Annotated in this window: 18 protein-coding genes; 6 read left to right on the plus strand and 12 right to left on the minus strand. The window is 61.0% G+C overall.

All coding sequences use genetic code 11. The annotated features are described in order from the left end of the window. Positions 1–134: 134 nt before the first annotated feature. The 3 genes from KW838_RS16500 to KW838_RS16510 all read right to left on the minus strand — a co-directional run bounded on the left by KW838_RS16500 (position 135) and on the right by KW838_RS16510 (position 2199). On the minus strand, positions 135–1004 hold the full coding sequence (locus KW838_RS16500) for a DUF6279 family lipoprotein (RefSeq protein WP_218501767.1): 870 nt from the start codon (positions 1002–1004) through the stop codon (positions 135–137). Positions 1005–1081: 77 nt separating this feature from the next. Beyond that, positions 1082–1804: a TorF family putative porin gene (locus KW838_RS16505; RefSeq protein ID WP_102698937.1), complete on the minus strand. Its 723-nt coding sequence runs from the start codon at positions 1802–1804 to the stop codon at positions 1082–1084. Between the two features lie 206 nt (positions 1805–2010). Beyond that, positions 2011–2199, minus strand: coding sequence for a hypothetical protein (locus KW838_RS16510; RefSeq protein WP_015096330.1), 189 nt, complete (start codon positions 2197–2199; stop codon positions 2011–2013). A gap of 351 nt (positions 2200–2550) precedes the next feature. On the opposite strand from KW838_RS16510, the gene KW838_RS16515 reads away from it, so the two are divergent. Together KW838_RS16515 and KW838_RS16520 are read left to right on the plus strand one after the other, a co-directional pair. After that, positions 2551–3387: a S1 RNA-binding domain-containing protein gene (locus KW838_RS16515; protein WP_007972500.1), complete on the plus strand. Its 837-nt coding sequence runs from the start codon at positions 2551–2553 to the stop codon at positions 3385–3387. 169 nt (positions 3388–3556) lie between these two features. After that, positions 3557–4489, plus strand: coding sequence for a DMT family transporter (locus KW838_RS16520; RefSeq protein WP_218501769.1), 933 nt, complete (start codon positions 3557–3559; stop codon positions 4487–4489). Here the strand turns inward: KW838_RS16520 and KW838_RS16525 are convergent. Continuing rightward, positions 4434–5615 (minus strand): MFS transporter, encoded by a 1182-nt coding sequence (locus KW838_RS16525; RefSeq protein ID WP_218501771.1) that lies wholly within the window; start codon positions 5613–5615, stop codon positions 4434–4436. The genes KW838_RS16520 and KW838_RS16525 overlap by 56 nt on opposite strands. Before the next feature lie 104 nt (positions 5616–5719). On the opposite strand from KW838_RS16525, the gene KW838_RS16530 reads away from it, so the two are divergent. Both KW838_RS16530 and KW838_RS29530 read left to right on the plus strand, forming a co-directional pair. After that, positions 5720–6613 carry a LysR family transcriptional regulator gene (locus KW838_RS16530; RefSeq protein WP_218501773.1) on the plus strand — a complete coding sequence of 298 codons (894 nt, stop codon included), beginning with the start codon at positions 5720–5722 and terminating at the stop codon, positions 6611–6613. A gap of 135 nt (positions 6614–6748) precedes the next feature. Beyond that, entirely contained in the window at positions 6749–6877 is a 129-nt protein-coding gene (locus tag KW838_RS29530) for a PA1414 family protein (protein ID WP_007972508.1), read from the plus strand. A 201-nt stretch (positions 6878–7078) separates the two neighbouring features. On the opposite strand, the gene KW838_RS16535 is transcribed toward KW838_RS29530, so the two are convergent. The 6 genes from KW838_RS16535 to speB form a co-directional block, all read right to left on the minus strand. Beyond that, entirely contained in the window at positions 7079–7330 is a 252-nt protein-coding gene (locus tag KW838_RS16535) for a phosphopantetheine-binding protein (protein ID WP_095963797.1), read from the minus strand. A gap of 70 nt (positions 7331–7400) precedes the next feature. Continuing rightward, positions 7401–8126 (minus strand): MBL fold metallo-hydrolase, encoded by a 726-nt coding sequence (locus KW838_RS16540; protein ID WP_218501782.1) that lies wholly within the window; start codon positions 8124–8126, stop codon positions 7401–7403. Positions 8127–8212: 86 nt separating this feature from the next. Then, the gene (locus tag KW838_RS16545; protein WP_102698932.1) at positions 8213–9592 is read right to left on the minus strand and encodes a sodium:solute symporter; all 1380 of its coding nucleotides are present in this window, start codon (positions 9590–9592) and stop codon (positions 8213–8215) included. Between the two features lie 163 nt (positions 9593–9755). Then, entirely contained in the window at positions 9756–11267 is a 1512-nt protein-coding gene (locus KW838_RS16550; RefSeq protein ID WP_218501784.1) for a cytosine permease, read from the minus strand. Between the two features lie 55 nt (positions 11268–11322). After that, a complete protein-coding gene (locus tag KW838_RS16555) occupies positions 11323–11745 on the minus strand; it encodes a nuclear transport factor 2 family protein (RefSeq protein ID WP_218501785.1) in 423 nt (140 codons plus the stop codon). A gap of 9 nt (positions 11746–11754) precedes the next feature. Continuing rightward, positions 11755–12705, minus strand: a complete 951-nt coding sequence (gene speB, locus KW838_RS16560; RefSeq protein WP_007972517.1) for an agmatinase — start codon at positions 12703–12705, stop codon at positions 11755–11757. 334 nt (positions 12706–13039) lie between these two features. Between speB and KW838_RS16565 the strand changes: the two genes are divergently transcribed. Beyond that, positions 13040–13933, plus strand: a complete 894-nt coding sequence (locus KW838_RS16565) for a LysR family transcriptional regulator (protein WP_007972518.1) — start codon at positions 13040–13042, stop codon at positions 13931–13933. A gap of 4 nt (positions 13934–13937) precedes the next feature. Beyond that, entirely contained in the window at positions 13938–14534 is a 597-nt protein-coding gene (locus KW838_RS16570; RefSeq protein WP_218501787.1) for a tRNA-uridine aminocarboxypropyltransferase, read from the plus strand. A 127-nt stretch (positions 14535–14661) separates the two neighbouring features. Here the strand turns inward: KW838_RS16570 and KW838_RS16575 are convergent, their stop codons facing one another. Both KW838_RS16575 and KW838_RS16580 read right to left on the minus strand, forming a co-directional pair. After that, a complete protein-coding gene (locus KW838_RS16575) occupies positions 14662–16026 on the minus strand; it encodes an HlyD family type I secretion periplasmic adaptor subunit (protein ID WP_102698927.1) in 1365 nt (454 codons plus the stop codon). A 195-nt stretch (positions 16027–16221) separates the two neighbouring features. After that, on the minus strand, positions 16222–18381 hold the full coding sequence (locus tag KW838_RS16580) for a type I secretion system permease/ATPase (protein WP_218501789.1): 2160 nt from the start codon (positions 18379–18381) through the stop codon (positions 16222–16224). Positions 18382–18390: the final 9 nt, after the last annotated feature.

An 18390-nucleotide genomic window follows, 5' to 3' on the forward strand; every position in this document is an offset into this window, starting at 1 on the left:
TGGGAGCGGCGGTGCGACGATTCGACTTGCTCGCGAAAGGGGGCTGTCAGTCACATCCATGCTAGATGTGACGACGTCTTCGCGAGCAAGTCGAATCGTCGCACCGCCGCTCCCACAGGGGGGGTGTTTTGCACTTAGCCTTGTTTCGCCGCTTTCAGGCACTTCAGGTCACTGAAGTCCTTTCTTACACCTTCGATTTTCTTCAGTAATCGCTCACGCTGGCTCGGTGTGCTTGCCGCCATGAGATCCACGAACAGCGAACGTGCCTGGGCCTCGGTGTTGGCAAAGGCCTGACGATAGGCGGGTGTCCACAAACTCTCGCGATTGATCAGAAGTGTCTCGATTCGTTGTGGGAATTGTGGACTGTGGCGTTGCGCAACGGCCGCGCTGAACTGTTTCTGCCAATGGACACGATTGGCCAGCCACTGCGTATTCTGATCACCCAAGGCCCTGGACCATGTGGCCACCCGCTGTCGCTGGGTGTTGCTCAGTGGGCCGAGCCAGTCGTTCAGGCGCTTCTCCATGCGTGCGCTGCGCTCCTTGATCTGCTGGTCGAGGGTGGGCTTGAGGTATTCCTCCTGGCGTTTGCGCCGGTCCCTGGCGAAGGCATCGTTCATTTCGGCGACTTGCTTGTCATCCAGCCCTTGCAGCAACTCGATGGCCGACGGGGTGATTTCCCGCGCGGTCTCGGCGATCGCCTGTTCGGCTTCGTGGGCACGGGCCTTCAAGGCGGCATCGGTGACCTGGTTGGTCGCGATCATGGTTTGCAAGCGGTCCAGCCAGTCGAGGTAGCCGGGCAACTGGGTGGTGCAGTGCCAGCTCAGGTGTTCCTTCAGGCGTTCGTCCAGCCAGCTTTTCTGCTCGCCGTTCATGTCCAGGTAGTCGCTGAGCGTCCACGGGATGATCACATCGAGATTGCGGTAGGCCAGGCCCACGCGGCTGCAGGCGCCGAGGGCGAGGGCAACGGTCAACACAACGGCGATATGTTTGAACCAGCGGGACATGGGCGGATCCTTGCGAAAGCCAGTCTTCGGGGTCTGATTCTCTTGTGAACCCAGGAGAGGGCCGGCAGTTCAGCCGATCAATAGAATGCGTGTTCGGCCTTGAGCGTCACCAGCCCGTCGCATTGGCTGTTGTGCCCGGCATAGGCCGAGCAACCGCTGCCGCTCAGGCTGGAGTCACTGTAGATCAGGTCGAGGTCGATGCCCATGAACGGGCGGGACAATTTCAGCGACCAGTCGGTAAAGCTGCCTACATACCCGCCGTCCACCGCCACTGGTGTATTGAATTGGTGGGTGGTGTATTTCAGGCTGATGCCGACACCGAACGGTTGATTGCCGCTCAAGTCAGCGAACAGCGTGTTGTTCTGTTTGTCCGGGTCATTGCTGAAGGCGATGCCGAAACGGCTGCCGAGCAAGGTCAGGCCGCCGAACAGTTCCTGGCTGGCAGGGGTGGTGACTTCGGGGTAGCTGTAGCGAATCAGGCCAACTTCGTAGCCGAGGGTTTGGTCAAAGGGTTGTTTAAAGCCCGCGTAGGAGTCGATCTCGAGGTCTTTCCCCGGGCTGATGCCCATGCTGGGTGACCATTGGCCCACGTAGAAACCGCTGTCGTGGCTCAGGTCCAGGCCTCCGTGGAACGAACCGACAGCCGAGGGTTTGACCAGGCCTTGAGCCATGCTGCGGGTGGGGGTGGTGCCCATCTTGAGATCGAAGGCACCCAGCTCACGCTGAAAGATTTGTGCGTGTGCTGCGGAGCAAACCAACAGGCCGCCGAGCAATGCCGATAAACAGAAAGGTTTGAACATGCGTCACTCCATGAACAGCGAGGGCAGGCTGGCGAGCCCGCTGAAACGCTTGATCCAGACGCGTGCAAGGATACCGGCGAATGATCGGCAGCGAAGGCCGTTCGTCGATTTCCATGGATTTGAAGGGGTGTCGGAGGGGGTGACGAGGGTTCCAGTCCAAGCGCTTCGAGGCTCAAAGCGCTTTGGGACCAGGTGACGCGAGGGGGTTACTTTTTGCCCAGGGTGATCTGCTTGGACGGGCCGAACGTCTGGCCGCTGACGCCTTTGGCAATTTGCTGGATTTCACCGCCGGACTTGAGGAACGCTGCGATCTGGCTGTTGATCGACTCGCTGGTTTCAACGGCTGGAGCTGGCTTTGCTTTGCTGGTGGATGCTTTTACGCGCATGGCGGCCATTAACCTGTAGAAAATTAACTTGGCCAGGCATCGTACAGGAATTACCTGATAATTGCTTGGCAAATATCCCCTCGCAATAATCCTGAGGTCGGGGTAATCAGTCCTCGGACAATATTCGAAATATGCGCCTAAGCCGCTGTTTTAAATAAGAACATCGCCTTGAAAAATGGCGAGTTACGCTTGTCTGGGCATGGCGTAAATGCCCGGATCGGTCTGACGAGCGGCCAGGCATGCGATGAAAGCCCGTGAAAATCAAGGCCTTCAGAGGATTTTCTCGCACCACCGGGCCGGGGGCCGAACGCGGCGCTTAAAACCGGGTAGAATGCCGCCCACGCAATGAGGGTATTGGACATGGCTTTAGTCGGGCGTTACAACAGTTTGCAAGTGGTTAAACACACTAACTTCGGTTTATATCTGGACGGTGGCGCGGATGGCGAAATCCTTCTGCCAAATCGTTATATTCCAAAAGATATTCCTAGCGAAGATGAAGACTGGCTCAACGTTTTTATATATCTGGACAGCGATGACAAACTCATCGCCACTACTGAAAAACCAAAAGTTCAAGTGGGTGAATTCGCCAGTCTGAAAGTTGTTGAAGTCAACAGCATCGGCGTATTCCTGGACTGGGGCTTGCCCAAGGACCTGTTGCTGCCGTTCTCCGAAGAGAAGCGTCAGATGACGGCGGGCGAGTATGTGGTGGTACACGTCTACCTCGACAAGCACACCCGCCGCATCACCGCGACCGCGCGCCTGGACCGCTACCTGGACAAGACCCCGGCCAACTACACGGCTGGCCAGGAAGTGGACTTGCTGGTGGCCGAAGCCACGGACATGGGCTTCAAGGCCATCATCAACAACAAGCATTGGGGCCTGATCCACAAGAACGAAATCTTCAAGTTCATGCGCGCCGGTAAAGAAGAAAAGGGGTTCATCAAGGAAGTTCGCGCCGACGGCAAGATCAGCCTGAGCCTGCAGCCGGTCGGCCAGGAAGCGGCCACCAGCCTGAACTCGAAGATCCTCGCCAAGTTGCGTGAAAACAACGGCACCCTGGCCGTGAGCGACAAGAGCGATCCGGCGTTGATCAGCAGTCTGTTCGGTGTCAGCAAGGGCAACTTCAAGAAGGCCATTGGCGCGTTGTACAAGAATGGCCAGATTGTCATTCATGCCGATCGTATCGATCTCAGTTGATCCCACTCTGCCCCTGTAGGAGCTGCCGAAGGCTGCGATCTTGATTTTAAGGATCAAAAGATCGCAGCCTTCGGCAGCTCCTACAAGGGCATTTTCCGGCCGTCTGGTTGATAATCGACTGCTTTTACTGCCGAGTCTTTGCCATGGATTGTGTTTTCGAGGTGTTCCGGTGAGCGCCACCCGGCGCAGTACCGACGGGTTCGCCCTGCAAGTGATGGTCGGGTTGTGCCTGATCTGGGGCGTTCAGCAGGTGATGATCAAGTGGGCGGCGGCCGATATCGCGCCGGTGATGCAGGCGGCCGGGCGTTCCGGCATGTCGGCGTTGCTGGTCGGGCTGCTGATCTGCTGGAAGGGTGGCTGGAGCCAGGTGAGTACGACCTGGCGCGGCGGTCTGCTGGCCGGTGCCTTGTTCGGCCTGGAGTTCTTTTTCATTTCCGAAGGCCTGCAACTGACCACGGCGGCGCACATGTCGGTGTTCCTCTACACCGCGCCGATCTTCACGGCATTGGGTGTGCACTGGTTATTGCCCAGTGAGCGCTTGCGCCCCCTGCAATGGCTGGGGATTGTCCTGGCCTTTATCGGCATTGCCATCGCGTTTGCCGGCGGGGTGTCCTGGGACAACCTTGATTACCGCATGTTGATGGGCGATGCCTTGGGGGTGCTGGCGGGGGCCGCCTGGGGCGCGACCACGGTGGTGGTGCGCGCCTCGCGCCTGTCGGAAGCGCCGGTGACCCTGACGCTGTTCTATCAATTGATTGTCGGTTTCTTCGGTTTGCTGTTGATCGCGCTGCTCAGCGGCCAGATCACCCATGTCAGCCTGACCACTGTAGCGGTCACCAGTGTGCTGTTTCAGGGCGTGGTCGTGTCGTTCTTCAGTTACCTGGTCTGGTTCTGGCTGTTGCGCCGTTACCTGGCGGCGAACCTCGCGGTGTTTTCGTTCATGACGCCGTTGTTTGGCGTCACCTTTGGTGTCGTGCTGCTGGGCGAGGAACTGAGCCTGAACTTCATTCTCGGCGCCGTGCTGGTGTTGGCGGGCATCACCTTTGTCAGCGCTGAGCAGTGGCTGCGCCGTCGTTTGCGCAAAGCTCTGGGGCAGCACTGACCGGCGCGAGCAACAGACCGCCGGCGACCAGCAAGCCGCAGCCGGCGACCACCAGTGCCGGCTGCAAGCCGCCACTGAAATGACTGCTGAGCGCCGCCAGCAATGGCCCGCTGAGCTGGCCCACGGCAAAGCAGGCTGTCAGCAGGCCGGCATTGCGTTGAGTGGCATGGGGAGCCAGTTCCCGGGAACGCTGGATCACCAGTTGCATGCAGGCCAGGAACGGCGTGCCGCACAGGATCACACCCAATGCCAGCCCCGGACCGTTGGCCAGCAGGCAGGCAAACACGCCCGCAGCTTGCAGCCATAACGTTGCCATCAACCAGCGCCGCGTTGCGCCCGCTTTATGGCGACGCAGACTCACCAGTACCACTCCCGTAGCCGCCGCAAGACCGAAGCACGGCCAGAACAGGTCGGCCTGCCATTGGCCATGGAATTGCGCATTGGCCATTTGCGACAGAAAGGTCGCCGGGATGATGTAGCCCAACCCGTACAAGCCGTAGATCAAGCCCAGGCGAGCGATGCCTTGAGTGCTCGGTGCGCTGGCGCCGGGCGCAGCGGTCGCGGTTGCGCTCGCTTGCGGCAGGAACGGCAGAATTCCCAGCAGCATCGCCAGCCCTGCAGCGGCGTACACCAGCCACAAGGTGGCAGAAGTCTGGCCCAACAGATTTGAGCCCAGGGCCAACAAACCTGTGAGAAAAATCCCCAGGCCCGGTCCGGCGAAGACCAGAGCGCCGAGCCGGGGACGACCGGCCGCTGCCGCGAGCGGCTGGCTCAGTGCGGTGATCATCACCAACACCCAGGCGCTGGCTACACCGGTGCCGAAGCGCAGCAGCAGGTGCGACCAGAACCCGTTGGCCCAGAACGACGCCAGGGTCAGCAACACGCAGAGCCACAACCCGCCCAGCAAGCGCCGGCGCACTTGCGCGGGACGCCGGGAAAACATGGCGTCCACCGCGCCGATGAAATAGCCGAGGTAGTTGGCGGCGGCAATCAGCCCGGCGGCGGTCAGGTCGATCTGACCTTCGCTGAGCAGGTGTGGCAGTTGCGGCGTCAGGGCAAAACGGCCGATGCCCATGGCCATCATCAGGGCAACGAAACTGGCGGATAAGCGAATCAGAGGAGACATGGTCTGGATACCGTTCAGAGGATCGATGACCGTCAGGCTAGGGCTGATTGACTTTCTTTAAAAATGAATAATAGTGAGTAACTTGTTCTTTTTTGGAGAATGTCGTGGAGTTCAGCCAATTGCGCATCTTTCAGGCGGTGGCGGAGGAAGGGTCCATCACCCGGGCCGCCGAACGGCTGCATCGAGTGCCGTCGAACCTGTCGACCCGGCTCAAACAGCTGGAAGAGCAACTGGGCGTCGAGCTGTTCCTGCGCGAGCGTCAGCGCTTGCAGCTGTCGCCTGCGGGAAAAGTCCTGCTGGACTACACCGCCAAGCTGTTTGCGCTGCGCGACGAAGCCAGCGCGGCGGTGCAGGGCGGGCAACCGGCGGGCGACTTCGTGCTCGGCACCATGTACAGCACGGCCGCTATTCACCTGCCGGGGCTGTTGGCGCGCTATCACCGCTTGTATCCGGCGGTGAATCTGCAAGTGCAATCCGGTCCAAGCGGTGAACTGCTCGAAGGCCTGCTCACCGGTCGACTCGATGCGGCGCTGGTGGATGGCCCTATGGAGCTGGCCGGGCTCGACGGTGTGCCCTTGTGCGACGAGCGCCTGGTGCTGATCAGCGAGGCCGATCATCCGCCCGTGCGCAACGCGCTGGATGTGGAAGGTCGCGCGGTGTTCACCTTTCGCCAAGGCTGCTCCTACCGCATGCGCCTGGAGGCCTGGTTCGCCCATGACCATGCGGCGATGGGCCGGGCGATGGAGATCGAGTCCTATCCGGGAATGCTTGCGTGTGTGATTGCCGGTTCCGGTGTGGCGCTGATGTCGGAGTCGATGCTCGCCAGTTTGCCGGGCCGCGAGAGTGTGGCCGTGCATCCGTTGGCCGAACCGTTTGCCAGCGCGACCACCTGGCTGATGTGGCGCAAGGGCATGGTCGGGGCCAACCTGAATGCCTGGATCGAGCAGCAGCAGGCGGTTTTTCCGCAGGCAAAGGTGCAGGCGCAGGAAATTGCCTGAACGCCGGCTGATTGTGATGGATTCAGTAACAGATCATTGCGACTTTGCACGAGCATTGCGTAGGACTTCGGACTATTATCAGTGCGAAGGGGCTACAGAATTTTGGCCGCTCGGCACTACCCTGAAGGGGGCACCATGAAAGAGAAAATCCAAAACTGGCTGCATGACCTGGGCGTGGCGCTCGGCTTGATCGAACCGCCTCTGCAACCCGTGCCTGTTCGTACTGACGATGAGCAGCGTCGGCGCCAGCAGCGACGCCGGTAATGGCTCCGGATCGCCAGTGAGAGGGGCTTGCTGTGGCGAGGGGGCTTGCTGTAGCGAGGGAGCTTGCTCCCGCTGGGCTGCGAAGCGGCCCCAAATAGTCACTGAGTTTTAGCAGGTCATTGGATTGCAGGTTTTGCGACTGCTGCGCAGTCGGACGGGAGCAAGCTCCCTCGCCACGATTCAGGTCGTTGACGATCAGCCTCAATCCCGCCCAATCTCCAGCAAAAACCGGCTCAAATCATTCACCGTCCTGGCGGTCTTGAGCATCCGGTCTTCTTCCACGGTAAACGCCGTCACACCCAGCTCATCTTCCAGATGGAAGATCAGCTCTTCGATATCTTTTTTGTCCAATCCCAACTGCGCCAGGCTGGCGTTGTCGTCAAAGTCATCCCGGCCTTCCAGCAGGCGGCTGATGTAGCGATGTACGACAGCACGAAGGGCGGCTTCTTTCATGATCGTTCTTCGAGGAGGTGGGTGCAGTTCTCCCTGCCGGTACAGTCCCTGCCGTTGAGTACAGCAGGCTTTAGCCGTGTGAGCGCTGCCATTCGTCAATCATGCTGCGCAAATGCTCTCCGGAAAAACTGCCGAAATGCCCGCCATGCACCGTGCGGATCGGCAGCGCATGCAGGCGTTGCAGGCTGCGTGCGTAGTCCTCGAGGTTGGAATGGTAGGCGTCTTCGATCAGCGGCCCGTCGTAGATGATGTCGCCGCTGAACAAGGTCTCGCTGGCGGCTTCGTACAGGCAGATGCCACCCGGCGAGTGTCCCGGTGTGTGCACCACCTGCAACACGCGGTTGCCCAGGTCCAGCACATCTCCATCTTCGACAAAACCCGTGGCCGGCGCGGCCTTGACCCGGTATTCGGCGTAGCACAGCGGGCAATCGGGGTGCGCCTCGAACATGTCGTCGCCGACAAAGGCTTTGCTCAAGTCGTTGTCGCCATCCGGCGCGGCCAGGATGTCCGCCTCGGCCGGATGCACCAGGCGCTCGGCGAATTCGTGATGACCGGCGATGTGATCGAAATGGCAGTGGCTGGCCACGGCCACCAGCGGCCGCTCGGTGATCCATGGCAGTTGCTCGCGCAGGCTGACCAGGCCCGAGCCGCTGTCCAGCAGCAGGTCCTTGTCACGGCCCTGGATGTGCCAGAGGTTGCAGCGGTAGAAAGGCCGGATGTACGGCTCGTGAATCAAGCGGATGCCGTCGCTGAGATGTTTGACTTCGAACCACTGATCGCGGCTGACGATCTTCATGAGCAGTTTCCTTCAGACGAAAAAAAACGAGTGTGGCAACCGACGCCACACCCGTCGAAGAAAGCATCGAGTCGTTATGTTTCAGCTTAGGCGGCGCTCGCCACCACAGCCGTGCGACGGGACAACAGGCTGACCAGCACGAAGCTCACCAGGCCTACACCGAGGCTGTAGTAGATCGGGGTGTTGGCGTCCAGGCCGTCCTTGAACATGAACAGCAGCGCGGTGGCGAAGCCCATGCCCATGCTGGCGATGGCGCCGGCAGTGGTGGCGCGTTTCCAGAAGATCGCGCCCATCAGCGGGATCAGCATGCCGCCCACCAACAGGTTGTAGGCCAGGGTCAGGGCGCTGATCACGTCGTTGACCACCAGGGCGATACCCAGCACCACAATACCGGTCAGCATGGTGACCAGGCGGTTGAGGCCCAGGCTCGACTGTTTGCCGCCACGCAGTTTCGGCAGCAGGTCTTCGGTCAGGGTGGTGGCAGCGGCCAGCAGGCCGGCGCTGGCGGTGGACATCATGGCGGCCAGTGCGGCAGCGATCACCAGGCCACGGATACCGTCCGGCAGGGACAGTTTGACGATGGCGGCGAAGGCGTTGTTGACGTTGTCCAGATCCGGGATCAGTACGTGTGCAGCCATGCCGATCAGGGCGCAGGCCAGACCGTAGAGGATGCAGTAGATACCGGCAGCGGTACCGGCAACCTGAGCCACTTTGGCGGTCTTGACGGTGAACACCCGTTGCCAGATGTCCTGACCGATCAGGATGCCGAAGAAGTAGATCATGAAGTAGGTGATGATGGTGTCCCAGCCGATGGTGGTGAAGCTGAAGCTCGCCGCCGGCAGTTTCATTACCAACTCATCCCAGCCGCCGACGCGGTACATGCAGATTGGCAGCAGGATGAACATCAGGCCCACGGTCTTGATCACGAACTGGACGATATCGGTCAGGGTCAGGGACCACATGCCGCCAATGGCCGAGTAGATCACCACGACGCCACCGCCCAGCAGTACCGAGATCCAGAACGGCAGGCCGAACAACACTTGCAGAACGGTGCCGATCGCCAGGATCGAGGTCACGCCGATCATCAGCGCGTAGGCCAGCATGATCACCGCGCTCGCGGAGCGGGCCATCGGGTTGTAGCGTTTTTCCAGCACCTGGGTAACGGTGTAGATCTTCAGCTTCAGCAGCGGTTTGGCGAGGAACAGGTTCAGCGCCACGATCCCGCAACCCAGCGCGGCACACAGCCAGAAGCCGGAGATGCCATGCACGTAGCCCAGACGCACGGTGCCCACGGTGGACGCGCCGCCCAGAACGGTGGCAGCCATGGTGCCCATGTAAAGGCTTGGGCCGAGGTTACGACCGGCGACCAAAAAGTCTTCGTTGGTCTTGGCCTTGCGCATGCCGTAGTAGCCGAGCAGCAGCATCGCGGCGGCGTAGATGAGTACAACGAATAAATCCAAAGCCATTATGGCGTGTCTCCGATTGTCTTTTTTATGTGAAACAAAGGCGTTTCTGTGGGGCTGCTTTCTGTGGGAGCGAGCCTGCTCGCGAAGGCGATCGGTCAGTCACATCGATGTTGAATGTGCCGCCGTCTTCGCGAGCAGGCTCGCTCCCACAAGTGGATCTGTGTCAGGCGGGCTGACGTATTTCAGGTTTTGCAACGGCGCTGGCACCACGGCTACGAACATCGTTCGGGCCGAACACTTCGCGCGATTCCGGGAACAGGCTCAGCAGCGCCAGGTACACCAGCGAGGCCAGGCCCAGGGTCACTGGCAGGCTGATGTCGATGCCACCGGCCATTTCGCCCAGCGGCCCGACAAACTGACCCGGCAGGTTCACGAAGCACAGGCCGACGGCCGCGCTCGGGATCCAGGCACCCAGGCCACGCCAGTTCCAACCGTGGGTGAACCAGTAACGGCCACCTTTCTCGCCGCGGGTGAACACTTGCAGGTCATCCGGGCAGTAGAAGCCGCGGCGCACCAGCAGGCCGATGATCATGATCACCATCCAGGGGGTGGTGCAGGTGATGATCAGCACGGCGAAGGTCGACACGCTCTGCACCAGGTTGGCGGCGAAGCGCCCGATGAAGATGAAGGCAATCGACATCACACCGATCAGCAGCGTGGCCTTGACCCGCGACAGTACCCGTGGGAATACGCTGGACATGTCCAGGCCGGTGCCGTACAGCGAAGTGGTGCCGGTGGACATGCCGCCGATCACCGCAATCAGGCATACCGGCAGGAAGAACCAGCTCGGCGAGACTGCCAGCAAGCCGCCGACATAGTTGTTGGCCGCGATGTAGTCCGGTGCCTTGATCGCTACGATGGTGGCGGTGGTCAGGCCGAACAGGAACGGGATGAACGTTGCGATCTGCGAAATCACCACCGCCGCCATGATGCGGCGCTTGGAGGTGTCACGCGGAATGTAGCGCGACCAGTCACCGAGGAACGCACCGAAGGAAATCGGGTTGCTCATGGCCACCAGTGCCGCACCGATGAAGGCAGCCCAGAAACCCGGTTGGCCCATGTTGACGCTACCGGCGTAGTTCGCATCGAAGGGACCGGCGAAGGCGAAGATGCCCAGCAGGAACAGCAGGCTGGCACTCCACACCGCGATCTTGTTGACCCACAGCAGGAAGCGGAAACCATAGATGCACACGGTCAGCACCAGGATCGCGAACAGACCGTAGGCCAGGCCCAGGGTCAGGTCGGTTTCCGGCAGGCCGATCAGGCGTTTGGCGCCACCGATCAGCGCATCACCCGAACTCCACACCGAGAGCGAGAAGAAGGCGATGGCGGTCAACAGCGACAGGAACGAACCGACGATCCGCCCGTGCACGCCGAAGTGCGCACCGGAAGACACGGCGTTGTTCGTGCCGTTGATTGGGCCGAACAGGCCCATTGGCGCGAGGATCAGCGAACCCAGCAACACGCCCAGCACAATCGCCCAGACGCCCGCCTGGAAAGACAGGCCGAACAGGACCGGGAAGCTGCCGAGTACGGCGGTTGCAAAGGTGTTGGAACCACCGAAGATCATCCGGAACAAGTCCGTCGGGCCTGCGGTGCGTTCGTTGTCAGGGATCTGTTCGACCCCGTGGGTTTCAATTTGCGTAAGGCTTTGGTCTTTGTTGTTGTTATTCATGATCAGCTCCGATCATAAAGGCGCGCTCATCGTGCGTGAGCGTCACCTGTGTTGGCTAAGGGGGTGGCAGCCCTTCCGGCATCGCGGACAAATGTTCGTGGCAGGCCAGCCATAGGCCTTGTTGTTCTTGGCCAGACGCTTGTTTCTTGAAAACAATCGTCTCGCGCTCCTGGCTAAAGTGCTGCTCCCCTTGCATGCGCAGCTCGGTGGCTACGTCATGGATGAAAATCGCCACGTCACCCTGCAGGCTGACGAAAGCGTTGCTCGAGGTGCACGAGAGCACCTCGAAGCCATCCTCGGCGCGCCAGCCGTCCCACATCGCCTGGTAGGCGTCGCGCGACAGCAGGGGCTTTTCGAGGGTGTAGAAGACGAAGCTGGCATCGGTGCTAAAAGCGCCGAAGTAGGCTTCGCGATCGTTACGGGCAAAAGCGGACACCAGATCAGCGGCAGCTTTCAGAACCTGATCGCGTTCGTTCATGAACCATCCTCAGCGGTGGACTACGCCAGGCAATACGCAGAGCATTTCGTACAGCAGGTTGGCGGCCAGCAGCGAGGTGTTGCCGGTGGTGTCGTAAGCGGGCGAGACTTCTACCAGATCGCAACCGACCAGGTCGAGGCCTTGGCAGCCGCGAACGATCTCGATCGCCTGAATGGTCGTCAGACCGCCGATTTCCGGGGTGCCGGTACCTGGCGCCCAGGCCGGGTCGATACCGTCGATGTCGAAGCTCAGGTAGACAGGACCGCCACCGACTTTCTCGCGGACTTCAGCCATCAACGGCTCCAGCGATTTGTGCCAGCACTCTTCGGCCTGAACCACACGGAAGCCCTGGTTGCGACTCCAGTTGAAGTCGTCAGCGGTGTAGCCCTGGGCGCGCAGGCCGATCTGCACCACGCGGTCCGGGTCAATCAGGCCTTCTTCGACGGCGCGACGGAACGTGGTGCCGTGGGCGATTTTCTCGCCGAACATGTGATCGTTCACGTCAGCGTGAGCGTCGATGTGCACCAGGCCGACCTTGCCGTGCTTCTTGTGGATGGCACGCAGGATCGGCAGGGTGATGGTGTGGTCACCACCCAGGGTCAGGGGGATCACGTCGTGTTCGAGGATGTTGTCGTAGGATTCTTCGATGATCCGTACGGCATCCAGCAGGTTGAAGGTGTTGATCGCGATGTCGCCGATGTCGGCAACCGACAGCGAGTCGAACGGCGCAGCGCCAGTGGCCATGTTGTACGGGCGGATCATCACCGATTCAGCGCGGATTTCCCGAGGCCCGAAACGGGTGCCAGGGCGCAGCGAGGTACCGATGTCCAGCGGCACGCCTACGAAGGCAGCGTCCAGGCCGGCAGCGGTATTCAAGTGGGGGAGTCGCATCATGGTGGCGATGCCGCCGAAGCGCGGCATTTCGTTGCCGCCCAGTGGTTGGTGAAGAATCTTGTCCACGGGTAGGGCCTCATCGTCGTTGTTTTATTTATAGGGTTGCGCCGTTCACGGAAGGTACGGGCACCGTTGTGGGCCGATTCTGCGAAATGTAGTGGTCGGGAAGAATCGCTACGGGCAAATACTTAGTTCAGATTTTTCTAAACTAATGGCCAGGGCGGCGGTAGACTTCACCACTCGTTTAACAGCTGATGGCTAACCCTGTAGGAGCTGCCGAAGGCTGCGATCTTTTGATCTTTACTCTTGGCGACCATGAAGCCGCCGAAAATCAAAAGATCGCAGCCTTCGGCAGCTCCTACAGGGATTTAGCTGCTGCGACCCGGTGTTTGGAGTACTCATGGCCAACGCTTTACCCGACCTGAAACTATTGCGCATCTTCGTCAGCGTGGTGCGTCACCAGGGCTTCGCCAACGCCCAGCAGGAGCTCAACCTCTCGACGTCGGCCATCAGCACCTACATGAGCCAGCTCGAAGCGGCCCTCGGCCTGGTGCTCTGCCATCGCGGTCGTGGCGGGTTCAGCCTGACCAGCAAGGGTGAGTTGTTCCATCAGGAAACCCTGCGTCTGTTGGGCGAACTCGAAGGCTTCGAGCAGTACGCCGCCGCGCTGAAGGGCGAGTTGCGCGGCACCTTGAACCTCGGGGTGATCGACTCCACGGTCAGCGACAAGGCCCTGCCGTTCGCCGAAGCCATCGGCGCCTACAGCCAGGAACACCCGGCCGTGCACTTGCACCTGTCGGTGATGAGCCCTTACGAACTGCAACTCGGCGTGCAGGACAACCGTCTCGACCTGGCCATCGGTGCGTTCTCCACGCGCATGAGCGGTCTGGTGTATATGCCGCTGTACCGTGAGCAACACTGGTTGTATTGCAGCACGCGGCATCCGCTGTTCAACGAGCGGCGCATTCCCGAACAGGTCATCACCCAGCAGCGCATGGTCGGTCGCGGCTACTGGAGCCAGGCCGAGCTGGCGCGTCACGGCTTCAAGCACAGCGCCGCGACCGTGGAAAGTATGGAAGCCCAGCTGATTCTGGTGCTGTCGGGCGCCTACATCGGCTACCTGCCGGAGCACTACGCCCAGGCCTGGGCCGACAAGGGCGACTTGCGGGTGCTGTTGCCGGCGACCTTTGGTTATCAGGCGCCGTTCTCGATGATCGTGCGCCGGGGCCGTAGCCGCGAGCCGCTGATCCAGACGTTCCGCGACTTGCTTAAAGCCCAACTGAATCAGGCCTGAGAAGATGTCCAGAATCCAATGCCCGCGCTGCCTGCGTCCGCAATCTCACTGCCTGTGCCCGTTGATCCCGAGCCTCGACAGCCGCACCCGGGTGTTGCTCTTGCAGCATCCGAGCGAAGTGAACCATGCGCTGAATACGGCGCGGTTGGCGGCGTTGGGCTTGGAGAATGCCGAGTTGATCGTGGGTGAGGTGTTCGAGGATTTGCCGGTGTTGTTGAATCAGCCGGGATATCAGGCACGCTTGTTGTTCCCCGGCGAGGGTGCGCAGCCGATGCAGGTTTATGCCCCGACGGACGAACCGTTGTTGCTGGTCGTCCCGGATGGCACCTGGCGCAAGGCGCGCAAGATGCTGCACCTCAATCCGCTGCTGGCGGCGTTGCCGAGGGTGACGCTGGCCGAAGGCGGTGTGTCCCGTTATCGGCTGCGCAAGGCACCGGGACCGGGGGCGTTGTCGACAGTGGAGGCGATTGTGCAGGCGCTGGAAACCCTCGAAGCACCGACTTCGTTTGTACCGTTGTTGAAGCCGTTCGAAGCGTTGATCGAGGGGCAGATTGCGGCGATGGGGGAGGAGGTTTACCAGCGTAATCATTCTGAAAAATGACCGGCCCCTTCGCGAGCAGGCTCGCTCTCACATTCGACCGGGTTCCTCCAGGAGAAATACGATCGAATGTGGGAGCGAGCCTGCTCGCGAAGGCGGAGGAACAATCACCCAAAATCTCAGCCAGAATCTACCGCTCCCGCATCGCCTCGGTTCGCGCTTTCAACACCGGCTTAAGCAAGTAATCGAGCACCGTTTTCTCCCCGGTAATAATGTCCACCGTCGCCACCATCCCCGGGATGATCAGCAGCGGTTTCACATCCCCGCCCAGATGGTTTTTGTCAGTGCGTACCTGAATCAGATAAAAGCTGTTGCCCTTATCGTCGGTGATGGTGTCGGCGCCGATCAGTTCCAGCTTGGCGCTCAGGCCGCCGTAAATGGTGTAGTCGTAGGCGCTGAACTTGACCATGGCTTTCTGGCCCGGATGCAGGAATGCAACGTCCTGCGGGCGGACCTTGGCTTCGATCAGCAGGTTGTCTTCCAGCGGCACGATTTCCACCATGTCACTGCCGGGCTGGACCACACCACCGATGGTGTTGACCTTCAACACCTTGATGATGCCATGCACCGGCGAGACCACGGTGGTGCGGGTCACGCGGTCGTCGATGGCGATGCTCGACGCCGTGATTTTCGACAGGTCGGTGCGCTTCTCGTTCAGCTCTTTGGCCGCTTCGGAACGGAAGGTCTGTTCCGATTCGTCGATCTTGCTTTTGATCTCGTTGATCGCCGATTCCGCCCGGGGGATCGCCAGGGTGGTGGCGTTCAGCGAGCCGCGAATCTCCACGGCGCTGCGTTTGAGGCGCAGGATTTCCACCGGTGACACGGCACCGGTGCCCACCAGCGGTGTGGACATGTTCATCTCTTGCTGCAACAACGCCAGGCTTGAACTGAATTGCCCCTGTTTCGAGCGGAACTCTGCCAGTTCCTGGGTTTTTTGCCGAAGTTGTTCGGATAATGTGCGCTGTTCGCTCGCGAGTCGCCGTTGCCGTTGCTCGTATAGCGAGCGCTCGTCTTCGGCCACTTGCGGAGCCTTGGCGATCACTTCTTCTGACAGCTTGAACGGCCGGCCTTCGGCTTCGGCCGAGAGCCGTTCGACCTGCGCGGTCAAGGCGTAGCGATCGGCTTCGCTTTCACCCTTGTTCGACAGATAACGCGTGTCATCCAGGCGCAGCAAGGTGTCGCCCTTGTTCACCATCTGCCCTTCGCGGACGAATATTTCGGTGACGATGCCGCCCTCCAGGTTCTGGATCACCTGGACCTTGCTCGACGGTATCGCCTTGCCTTCGCCCATGGTGACTTCCTGCAACACGGCGAATTTGGCCCAGACCAGCGCGCAGATCAGCAGTGCGGCGGCCAGCCACACGGTGATCCGTGACCAGCGCGGTGAGTCCTGCAATGAGGCGCCGGCGGTTTCCGGCATGAATTCGACTTCGGCGCTTTTGCCGAAGCTGTTGAAGTAGCCTCGGGGCGCTGAATCTGGCGTTTGAGCAGACATGGGCGATACCCGTCAGTTAAGAGAAATAGTGCCGAACACAATCCTGTGGCGAGGGAGCTTGCTCCCGTCCGGCGGCGAAGCCGTCGTAAAAACTGCTGGCGCGATCCAGATGACACAACGAGGGGGCTGCTTCGCAACCCAGCGGGAGCAAGCTCCCTCGCCACAGGTTGTGTATTTGCATCCAGAGGGCCACTCCTAGACGGCCGCAGAGCCGACACGGCCCTTGCGCAGTGCATCGATGACTGCTTCTTTCGGCCCGTCGGCGACGATCCGTCCGTTGTCCAGCACCACCAGCCGATCCACCAGGCTCAGCATCGAGGTGCGGTGAGTCACCAGCAGCACGGTTTTGCCCTGGACCCAGCCGTGGAGTTTTTGCCGCAGGACGTCTTCGCTGCTGTTGTCCATGGCGCTGGTCGGTTCGTCGAGCAACAGGATCGGCGGGTCGAGCAACAAGGCCCGGGCCAGCAAAACCGCCTGGCGCTGCCCCCCGGACAGCAACTGTCCGCGCTCGCCCACGGGCCGGTCGAAGCCTTGCGGGTGTTGCCGGGCCAGTTCGGTGACGCCGGTGAGCTCGGCCACTTCGAGCATGCGTGAGTCACTGATGTAGCGCGCGCCGAGGGTCAGGTTATCGCGCAGGCTGCCGGCCAGTAGTGGCAGGTCATGAGCGACGTAACCGATCTGATGGCGCAGGTCGGCGACGTCCAGCTGTCGCAAGTCCAGGCCATCGAGCAATAGCTGGCCTTCTTCCGGTTCGTAGAAACCCATCACCAGCCGCGCCAGGGTGCTTTTGCCCGAGCCGCTGCGACCGATCACGCCGATTCGCTCACCGGGTTTCACGCTGAAACTGACGTTGGCCAACGCCGGGGTATTCTGGCCGTTGTAGTGGAAGGTCACGCCGACAACATCCAGCGCCCCTTGCAGTTGCGTGCGCTCCAATGGCCGTTGTTTAGCATCGCGCTCCTGGGGCAGGCCCATCAGCGCGTCCGTGCTTTTCATGGTCAGTTGCGCTTGCTGGTAGCGGGTGATCAGGCCGGCGATCTGTCCCAGTGGCGCCAGCACTCGACTGCCGAGCATGTAGCTGGCCACCAGGGCACCGACGCTGAGATTGCCGGCGATGATGCTGTAGACCCCGGCGACGATGGTCGCCATGCCGGACATCTGCTGGATGAACAGCGTGCCGTTGGTGGCCAGGGCCGAGAGGTTGCGTGCATGGCTGTCGAGGCGGGTGAGGGCGCCGTGGGTACTTTCCCATTTGTGCTGGCGTTCGCTTTCGGCGCTGCAGGCCTTGAGGGTTTCCAGGCCGCTGAGGGTTTCGATCAGCAACGCCTGGCGTTCGGCACCGAGGCTGAGGCTTTTCTGTACGGTGTCACGCAGGCGAACCTGGATCACCATGGCGAAAATGATGGTGATGGGAAACGCCAGAATCGGAATCACTACCAGCCAGCCACCGAGCAGGCCGATCACCAGCAGCATCAGCAGGCAGAAGGGCAGGTCGATCAGGCTGGTGAGGGTCACGGCGGTGAGAAACTCCCGCAGGCCCTGGAAGTCATGGATGCTTTGGGCAAAACCCCCGATGGTCGCCGGTCGTGCTTTCATCGCCATGCCGGTGATGCGCTCGAACAGGGTGGCGGACAGGATCACGTCGGTTTTCTTGCCGGCGGTATCCAGCAGGTGCGCGCGAACGACCCGCAGCACCAGTTCGAAAGCGGTGCCGATCAGCAGACCGATCGCCAGCACCCACAAGGTCGAAGTGGCCTGGTTCGGCACCACCCGGTCGTAGGTCTGCATCACGAACAGCGGCACCATCAGCCCCAGCAGGTTGATCAGGAAACTCGCCAGGATCGCATCGCTGTACAGCCATTTCGACAGCTTCAGCGTATCGCGGAACCAGGCCTGGACCCGAGGCACCAGCGGCGAGCGCAAGTCTTCGAGTTCGTGGCGTGGCCGGGCAAACAGCGCCTGGCCACTGTAGTGTTCGGCCAGCTCTTCAGGGCTGAGCCATTGTTCGCCGCCGTCGGCTTCGCTGGGCAGGATCAGCACCTTGCCGTCCTCGGCATAACGACGCAGGACCGCCGTGCGGCCGTTGTTGAGCAACAGCAGCACGGGCAGGTTGAGTGGCGAGATGTCCTTGAGGTCACGGCGCAGCAGGCGCGCCTGCAAACCGGCCCGGGCCGCTGCACGGGGCAGCAGGTCCAGGCTCAGGCGTTGGTGTGCCATGGGAAGCCCGGCACTGAGGCTGGCGCGACTGACCGTCGCACCGTGGAGTTTGCAGAGGATCAGCAGACCGTCCAGAAGCGGGTCATCGAAGCTCAGGCGCGGATCGACACCGGTGTTGCCGGGTTCCATGCTGGTCAAATTGATTGC

Source organism: Pseudomonas sp. PDM27 (assembly GCF_019219205.1).
Classification (GTDB): domain Bacteria; phylum Pseudomonadota; class Gammaproteobacteria; order Pseudomonadales; family Pseudomonadaceae; genus Aquipseudomonas; species Aquipseudomonas laurylsulfatiphila.

Excerpts from the sequence above, each read along its gene's own strand:
- KW838_RS16500 (WP_218501767.1), bottom strand. The coding sequence starts at position 1,004 with ATGTCCCGCTGGTTCAAACATATCGCCGTTGTGTTGACCGTTGCCCTC.
- KW838_RS16505 (WP_102698937.1), bottom strand. The coding sequence starts at position 1,804 with ATGTTCAAACCTTTCTGTTTATCGGCATTGCTCGGCGGCCTGTTGGTT.
- KW838_RS16510 (WP_015096330.1), bottom strand. The coding sequence starts at position 2,199 with ATGGCCGCCATGCGCGTAAAAGCATCCACCAGCAAAGCAAAGCCAGCT.
- KW838_RS16515 (WP_007972500.1), top strand. The coding sequence starts at position 2,551 with ATGGCTTTAGTCGGGCGTTACAACAGTTTGCAAGTGGTTAAACACACT.
- KW838_RS16525 (WP_218501771.1), bottom strand. The coding sequence starts at position 5,615 with ATGTCTCCTCTGATTCGCTTATCCGCCAGTTTCGTTGCCCTGATGATG.
- KW838_RS29530 (WP_007972508.1), top strand. The coding sequence starts at position 6,749 with ATGAAAGAGAAAATCCAAAACTGGCTGCATGACCTGGGCGTGGCGCTC.
- KW838_RS16535 (WP_095963797.1), bottom strand. The coding sequence starts at position 7,330 with ATGAAAGAAGCCGCCCTTCGTGCTGTCGTACATCGCTACATCAGCCGC.
- KW838_RS16540 (WP_218501782.1), bottom strand. The coding sequence starts at position 8,126 with ATGAAGATCGTCAGCCGCGATCAGTGGTTCGAAGTCAAACATCTCAGC.
- KW838_RS16545 (WP_102698932.1), bottom strand. The coding sequence starts at position 9,592 with ATGGCTTTGGATTTATTCGTTGTACTCATCTACGCCGCCGCGATGCTG.
- KW838_RS16550 (WP_218501784.1), bottom strand. The coding sequence starts at position 11,267 with ATGAATAACAACAACAAAGACCAAAGCCTTACGCAAATTGAAACCCAC.
- KW838_RS16555 (WP_218501785.1), bottom strand. The coding sequence starts at position 11,745 with ATGAACGAACGCGATCAGGTTCTGAAAGCTGCCGCTGATCTGGTGTCC.
- KW838_RS16565 (WP_007972518.1), top strand. The coding sequence starts at position 13,040 with ATGGCCAACGCTTTACCCGACCTGAAACTATTGCGCATCTTCGTCAGC.
- KW838_RS16570 (WP_218501787.1), top strand. The coding sequence starts at position 13,938 with ATGTCCAGAATCCAATGCCCGCGCTGCCTGCGTCCGCAATCTCACTGC.
- KW838_RS16575 (WP_102698927.1), bottom strand. The coding sequence starts at position 16,026 with ATGTCTGCTCAAACGCCAGATTCAGCGCCCCGAGGCTACTTCAACAGC.